The sequence below is a fragment of the Frigoribacterium sp. CFBP 13707 genome (assembly GCF_014842245.1).
GTDB lineage: Bacteria > Actinomycetota > Actinomycetes > Actinomycetales > Microbacteriaceae > Frigoribacterium > Frigoribacterium endophyticum.
In genome coordinates this window covers 1-6,617 of the sequence record NZ_JACYVL010000026.1, presented here as the reverse complement: position 1 = coordinate 6,617, position 6,617 = coordinate 1, and the positions used below count along the sequence as shown (strand labels likewise).

Genomic DNA, 6,617 nt, shown 5'->3' with positions numbered 1-6,617 from the left:
ATGCTGGGCCTGATGGTGCCGCTGATGATGGCGACCCTGTTCACCGTCGTAGCCTCACAAGCCGGAGCTGTCGGAGACTCCCTGGGGCAGCTGCTCGTGCTGGTGCCGATCTATGCCGCGTTCCTCGTCGCCATGGCAGCGCTCGGCATCGGCGCCGGCCGCATCTTCCGACTCGACGTGCCCGCAACCCGTGCCCTGGTGTTCAGCGGTGCGACCAGGAATTCGCTCGTGGTCTTGCCGCTCGCGCTGGCCCTGCCGGCGTCGCTGTCTCTCGCTCCGGTCGTCGTCGTCACCCAGACCCTCGTCGAGCTCATCGGCATGGTGATCTTCGTCCGTCTCATTCCTCGTTATGCCCCGAGCCCAAATGGGCGAATCGAAGCGGCGACAGCGAGGCCAGCGTCTCATTAGCCAGTCGCGTCGCGTCAGCGACGACTGTATAGTCAGCGCATGCTGACTCTTTCGTCGCGCGTCGACGTCATGAACCGCCTCGGGCGCGCCATGGCCGATCCCACCCGATCGCGCATCCTGCTCCACCTTCTCGACCAGCCCGACTACCCCGGAACCCTGGCTGAGCAGCTCGAACTCACGCGGTCCAACGTGTCGAACCACCTCTCGTGCCTCCGCGGTTGCGGCATCGTCGTCGCAGTCCCCGAGGGCCGGTCGACCCGCTACGAGATTGCTGACGCCCACCTGACTAAGGCGCTCACCGCTCTCGTCGACGTCGTGCTCGCAGTCGACGACGGAGAGCCCTGCACCGACGACAGCTGCGACGTCCCCTTCTGCTGCGGAACCGGCGCATGACCACGACCACGCTCCCCGCCCTACTCGCGCCGGCCCGCCGGGTGCTCCTGCAACGTCGCATCCGGATCATCGTCGCCGTCACGATCACCTACAACGTGATCGAGGCGATCGTCGCGATCGCCGCCGGCACCGTCGCGTCCTCGACCGCCCTGATCGGGTTCGGCCTCGACTCGATCGTGGAGGTCCTGTCGGCAGCCGCGATCGCATGGCAGTTCGCCGCCCCCGACCCGGAGAAGCGGGAACGGGTGGCGCTGCGCGTCATCGCCGTGTCGTTCTTCGGCCTGGCCGCCTACGTGTCCGTCGACGCGGTGCTCGCCCTCACTGGCATCCGCGAGCCCGACCACTCCCCCGTGGGCATCGTTCTCGCCGCAGTGAGCCTCGCGATCATGCCGTTCCTCAGTCTGGCCGAGCGTCGCACCGGCACCGAGCTGGGCTCCGCGTCAGCCGTGGCCGACTCCAAGCAGACGCTGATCTGCTCGTACCTGTCCGCGGCCGTCCTCATCGGCCTGGTCCTCAATCTCGCCTTTGGGTGGACGTGGGCCGACCCTGTGGCGGGCCTCGTGATCGTCGTGTTCGCAGTCCGGGAAGGACTCGAGGCGTGGCGCGGCGACGTGTGCAAGACGCCCGTATCGGCCCTGACGGGCGAGCGCCAGGTCGAGGCCTGCGACTGCTGCTGACCTGCTCTAACCACCCCTGACGGCACGACAAGCGTGCCGCGACCGCCAGGAGAACCATGAAGCGCACCACCAAGATCAACCTCGCCCTGATCGGCGGCCTCGTGGTCGCAGCGACGGTCGCGGCCGTCGTCCTGGTCAGACCGGCAGCCCCACAAGCGGAGCCGGCTGAGGTGACCGTCGTCGCGGAGAACAGCCACCGTCTCGACACCGCCCCGGACGGGTCGGTGGTGTTCACCGAATTCCTCGACTTCGAGTGCGAGGTCTGCGCTGCGGTCCACCCGGTCGTCGAGGAGCTGCGCGACATCCACGCGGGAGAGGTCACTTTCGTCACGCGGTACTTCCCGCTGCCGGGGCACAAGAACTCGATGAACGCCGCGATCGCCGTCGAGGCTGCGGCCGAGCAGGGGCAGTTCGAGGCGATGTACCAGCGCATGTTCGAGACCCAGGCCGAGTGGGGCGAGCAGCAGGAGTCGAAGGCAGGCGTTTTCCGCGGCTACGCCGAGGACCTGGGCCTCGACATGGACCAGTACGACCACGCCGTTGGTGACCCGTCGACGGAGGCGCGGGTGCAGCAGGACTTCGACGCCGGCATGGCACTTGGGGTGGAGGCGACGCCGACAATCTTCCTCGGTGACGAGCCGATCGAGCTGTCGACCCCGGACGAGTTGCGCGCCGCGGTGGCGTCCGCCGTAGAGGCTGAAAGGTGATGCGCGCTGTCCGATAGACGATCGGTCACCGACCAACGGCCAAGGCTAGCCACTCCCCCGCAGTTATAGGGCGTTGGCCGTCTCGATAGGTCAGTCCGAAACTGATCTCGATGAACTTTCGTCTACCGGGCAGTTGAGAACAATTGCTTTTGACGGCCCCGCTTGGCTGTCCCTCATTCCGTCGCCGTTACGTCATCAGGGCAACAGGACAAAGGCTCCCCCTGCCCTATGTCACCGCATTCAGGTGCTCGACACCGAGATCGAGTTCTTCCAGGAGCCTGATCACGACGAAGACGCTCGGCCCGGTGCCCTCGCCTCTCTCGATGCGCCGAAGGGTAGCTGTCGCGATCTCACTCCGCCGGGCGAGGTCTTCCTGACGCATGCCCCTGTCGACTCGAGCTGTTCGGATCAGGTTCCCCAGACGCGCCGCAGGACGTGGGTCGGTGAACAGTGCGCTCGGCACGGGTCACTCCCGGTCAGGCCTGCGCGAGGCAGGGACAGTGGTCACCGGCTGGGGCTTGCTCCGGGTGGCGAACGAGCCCGCGGCGAGGAACGCCACGGCGAGGAGCGCCGCAACCAGCCAGAACGAGCTCAGCAGGCCGACGGCCTCCGAGAGGCCACCGATGACGGGCGGCCCGGCCAGGTTGGCGAGGTAACCGATCGAGGCCACGGCACTGACTCTCGCCGCGGCGTTCGGACCACTGTCTGCCGCCGCGGACATGCCCAGGGGGAACCCCATCGAGACGCCCACAGCCCAGAGGACCACTCCGAGCAACACCAGCCACAGCGGCCCACCGAGGACGAAGACGACGACGCCCACGACGCCGATGCCCGTGGTCAGACGGATGGTCGCGACACGGCCGATCCGGTCGACGACAGGCCCACCAGCGATCCGCGCCAATGTCTCGGAGATGGCGAAGACGGTGAAGAACAGCGCGGCGACCGTCTCGGTCTGTCCGTGACCGTCGCTGGCCGACAGCGACAACCAGCTGTTCGCTGTCCCTTCGCCGAGCTCCGCACCGAGCATGACGATGCCGATCAGCAGGAGGCGCGGGTCGAGGAGGCGCCGGACCGAGAGCCTCAGACGCTCCCACCATGGTGTGACTTCGCCGGACGTAGACGCCGCAGCCTCCTCCGGGGCCGGGAGCTGCAGCCATCGGAGGGCTCCGAGCCCCACGAGGGCGATCAGGGCAGCCTCCCCGATGAACTGCCAGACGAAGTCGACCCCCAAGGCCGCCGCGCCGGCACCGATCCCGGATCCGACCACGGCACCGGCTGACCACGCCGCGTGGAGGAGAGGCATCAACGTCTTGCCGGCGGCCTTCTCCACCGCGGCCCCTTGGACGTTGATCATCACGTCGAAGCTGCCCACGCCGAGTCCGATGACGAGGAAGGCGACGACCGTGGCCGGGACGGAGCTGGCGAGCCCGGCTCCTGCTCCGAGGATCGTGATGCCGACGGCGATCAGGACGACGGCACCCCCGATCGCCCCGCGATGCCCGAATCGCGCCAGCGAGTACGAGGCCAGTGCGACGCCGGTGATCGATCCGATCGTGACGCCAGCCAGGGCGAGGCCGACGATGCCGTCGCCGATGCCCAAGGCGTCGCGGATGCTGAGCAGTCGCGGCCCCCAGGTGGACAGCGCGATGCCCCCGAGGGCGAAGAGCACCATGACGGCATTGCGCCACGAGGAGACCCCTGCAGGATGGGAAGTGAGCTTGGTTGTCGTCTGACCGTGAACGTTCACGGCAGAACCGTAACAGCATCGTGTCGACGGCGTCCAGTCGCCGATCGAGAGCACCGACCGAGTGCGCCGACGGCGCGACTGAGGTCGCTACGCCGACCGACGGAGGGTGAGCGTCAGCGGCACCCGGGCGACCTCGGGAGCATCTCCTCCACCGCCGGCACCGAGAGCTCGGTCGAGGAGCTCGACGGCCGCTCGTGCGATCTCGGCCTTGTCGATGCTCAGCGTGCTCAGCTCCGGCGTCACCGCTCTCCCCATCGTGAGGCCGTCGATCCCCATCACGGCGATGTCGTCGGGAACGGCCTTCCCGGCTCCGGCCAAGGCCTTCAACACACCGATGGCCATGATGTCGTTGTAGACGAGGACGGCGTCGGTCTCAGGCCGTTCCTGCAGCAGACGTCGCGCTGCACGTGTTCCTCCGTCGATGGACTCCTCGTCAGCGATGTCCTCGATCTCGGGTCCCGCCGTGCCTGTGCCGGCGAAATGAGAACGGAAGAGGTCTCGTCGGTCACCGGGCCCCTCCGTCGAGCCGATGAACGCGATGCTCGCGCGCCCGAGTCCCTCGAGGTGGTGGAGAGCTGTCGTGATGGCGGGTGCGATGTCGAGGACCACCCGGGCGTCGAGACGCGGATGAGATGGCCCGTCGAGCATGATGACGGGCATGCGGACTCCGGTGCCCTCGAGGACCTCGCTGGGCAGGAGTGACATCGTGTCGCTGCGGCAACCCGTCAGGAACACCGCGTCGACGCCTTGGATCATGGAGGCGACCTGCGCGCGCCCACGAACCGGGTCAGACCCGACGTCACAGAGCAGCAGACTCCACCCCCGTTCAGCAGCCTCCCGGGACAACGCTGAGGCCAACTCGGCGAAATACGGGTTGCCGAGGTCGTCGAGGATGAGACCGACGGTCGTCCGTCGCCCCTGCACGAGGCTCTGGGCGGCACGGTTCGGGCGGTAGTTGAGGGTGCGGGCGGCATCGAGCACGCGCTGCTTCGTCGCCGGGCTGATGTCCGCCAAGTCGTTCAACGCCCGGGTCACTGTCTGCCGCGACACCTTCGCGAGCTCAGCCACGTCGATGATCGTGGCGCGGGGCGACGGTGACGGCATGGACCGAGGTTAGTGGCCCATCGCAGCAGATCACTGGTCACCGAGACTAAGCGACCAGGACCGACAGCCTGACCCGGTCAAGCGTCTCGATAGCTGATCCCCTATCGGGCACCCGCGTCAGTCACGACCAAGAAGGCTGCGTGGTCACCCCGTTGCCCTATCGACGCTTTCGGCTGAGCTCGTGCATCTCGTCACGAAACCGGCTCACATGGTCCACCCACCGGGACGGATGTTCATCGACGTCGTTGAGGCATTGGCTTAGGAGTTGCGAGATCACAACGACGACATCATCGTCGTTGTCGTCAGAGGAAGAGGAGGTAGTCATCGAAGTCGATGGCGTCGATCGAAGCGACGAACTCGTCGTCAGGCCCTTCGCTAAAATTAGTCTCGGTCTCGAACGCGACCGAGACCCCCGGGGCCACTAGAACATCAAGCACGTGCCCTCCGGCAACGGTGACCTGCACTAAGTCGCCTCCGGCACGCACCGCCTCGACGACGTCCCCCTTGACCTTCTCGAGGTCCTGGCTCGGATCGAGGGAGTGAGAGCGGCCATCGATGTGCATCGTCGTACGTTCCATCACCCACACCTACCCACCGCCGCCGTGGCCAAACACAAGTGTCCACTTCACGCACCGACGCTCCGCTCCTGAGTGAGTCATCTCGGGAAACGAAGAACGCTCCCCGCAATAGACACGGAAACACTCAGCACCTCGGGCTCCAGTGGCGAGAACGACGCTGACTGGTTCTTCGGCCTCGGGGAACGGCGTCACCGGGCAGGAGAGGTACCCGGGTGCGCCCTACTGTTAAGCATGCCTTTCAGCTCGTCGTGGACGACGCACGGCGTCTCCTATGCCGCCGAAGTCCAGCAGGGGTTTCTTCTGTGGGGCTCCGCGCCAACCAGTTCGCCCGGACCGTTGAACATGAAGCGCGTGGTCCCTGACGACTTCGACGTCGTTTCCCGTGAGAACGTAGGCAAGGAAACTGTGGTCGTCGCGATCGTCTCGGGCACAAAGGTGACAGTGGTCATCCCCAACGTGATCGTCGGGGCCCTGGAAGTGGCCTGGAAACGCATAAACAACCCCGCTTAGCAAGGATCGACAACGTCGCAGGCGACGCGGCCTGCACGGAGGTCCCGTCAAGGCTCGTCCGCGTGCCACAGATACGACCGTCCGCTCTGCCATCGTTTATCGGGACTGGTAGCGGGTCCAAGGATGTGCCCGCTAGCGCTGCACCCGTAGCCTCGTGTCCTGTGGAGCCCGACGCGAACGAACCCAACGAAAACAGAGACGACGCCTCAGCCAGAGCACGCGCCCTTCCTCGACCGCGTCGGCAGCGCCGCTTTGTGCTCGGGGCCGCCGCAGTTGCCCTCGCCATGCTCGTCGTCGCCGCGCTCCTCTTCACGGGAACGCTCTGGCCCACCCGCACAGCAGCCCTCCGGTACCCGGTGCAGGGCGTCGACGTATCCGCCTACCAGGGCACGATCGACTGGGACATCCTGGCGGAGGAGGACATCGACTTCGCGTGGATCAAAGCGACGGAAGGCTCGAGCTACCAAGACCCCCGATTCGACGACAACTGGGC

The 6,617-nt window shown here is 66.6% G+C and carries 9 protein-coding genes and 1 pseudogene; 6 read left to right on the top strand and 4 right to left on the bottom strand.

Annotated elements, in window-relative coordinates; genetic code table 11:
- The 4 genes and pseudogenes from IFT45_RS16545 to IFT45_RS16530 form a co-directional block, all read left to right on the top strand.
- Positions 1-408: pseudogene (locus IFT45_RS16545) on the top strand (arsenic resistance protein); the annotation flags it as partial.
- 39 nt (positions 409-447) lie between these two features.
- Positions 448-801 (top strand): helix-turn-helix transcriptional regulator, encoded by a 354-nt coding sequence (locus IFT45_RS16540; protein ID WP_185230602.1) that lies wholly within the window; start codon positions 448-450, stop codon positions 799-801.
- Entirely contained in the window at positions 798-1,478 is a 681-nt protein-coding gene (locus IFT45_RS16535; protein WP_185230603.1) for a cation transporter, read from the top strand. The genes IFT45_RS16540 and IFT45_RS16535 overlap by 4 nt, the downstream gene beginning before the upstream one ends.
- A 56-nt stretch (positions 1,479-1,534) precedes the next feature.
- On the top strand, positions 1,535-2,185 hold the full coding sequence (locus tag IFT45_RS16530; RefSeq protein ID WP_185230604.1) for a thioredoxin domain-containing protein: 651 nt from the start codon (positions 1,535-1,537) through the stop codon (positions 2,183-2,185).
- 226 nt (positions 2,186-2,411) lie between these two features.
- On the opposite strand, the gene IFT45_RS17975 is transcribed toward IFT45_RS16530, so the two are convergent.
- The 4 genes from IFT45_RS17975 to IFT45_RS16510 form a co-directional block, all read right to left on the bottom strand.
- Positions 2,412-2,648 (bottom strand): helix-turn-helix domain-containing protein, encoded by a 237-nt coding sequence (locus tag IFT45_RS17975; protein ID WP_185230605.1) that lies wholly within the window; start codon positions 2,646-2,648, stop codon positions 2,412-2,414.
- Between the two features lie 3 nt (positions 2,649-2,651).
- Positions 2,652-3,986 carry an MFS transporter gene (locus IFT45_RS17970; RefSeq protein ID WP_192129527.1) on the bottom strand — a complete coding sequence of 445 codons (1,335 nt, stop codon included), beginning with the start codon at positions 3,984-3,986 and terminating at the stop codon, positions 2,652-2,654.
- Positions 3,987-4,019: 33 nt separating this feature from the next.
- Complete coding sequence (locus tag IFT45_RS16515; protein ID WP_185230609.1) at positions 4,020-5,036, bottom strand: LacI family DNA-binding transcriptional regulator; 1,017 nt, start codon at positions 5,034-5,036, stop codon at positions 4,020-4,022.
- A 302-nt stretch (positions 5,037-5,338) separates the two neighbouring features.
- The gene (locus tag IFT45_RS16510; protein ID WP_192047021.1) at positions 5,339-5,614 is read right to left on the bottom strand and encodes a hypothetical protein; all 276 of its coding nucleotides are present in this window, start codon (positions 5,612-5,614) and stop codon (positions 5,339-5,341) included.
- Between the two features lie 231 nt (positions 5,615-5,845).
- Here IFT45_RS16510 and IFT45_RS16505 point away from each other — a divergent pair, with 231 nt between their 5' ends.
- Together IFT45_RS16505 and IFT45_RS16500 are read left to right on the top strand one after the other, a co-directional pair.
- Positions 5,846-6,124, top strand: coding sequence for a hypothetical protein (locus IFT45_RS16505; protein ID WP_192129525.1), 279 nt, complete (start codon positions 5,846-5,848; stop codon positions 6,122-6,124).
- A 254-nt stretch (positions 6,125-6,378) separates the two neighbouring features.
- The coding region (locus tag IFT45_RS16500; RefSeq protein WP_371811070.1) for a GH25 family lysozyme at positions 6,379-6,617 on the top strand (239 nt) is incomplete at its 3' end.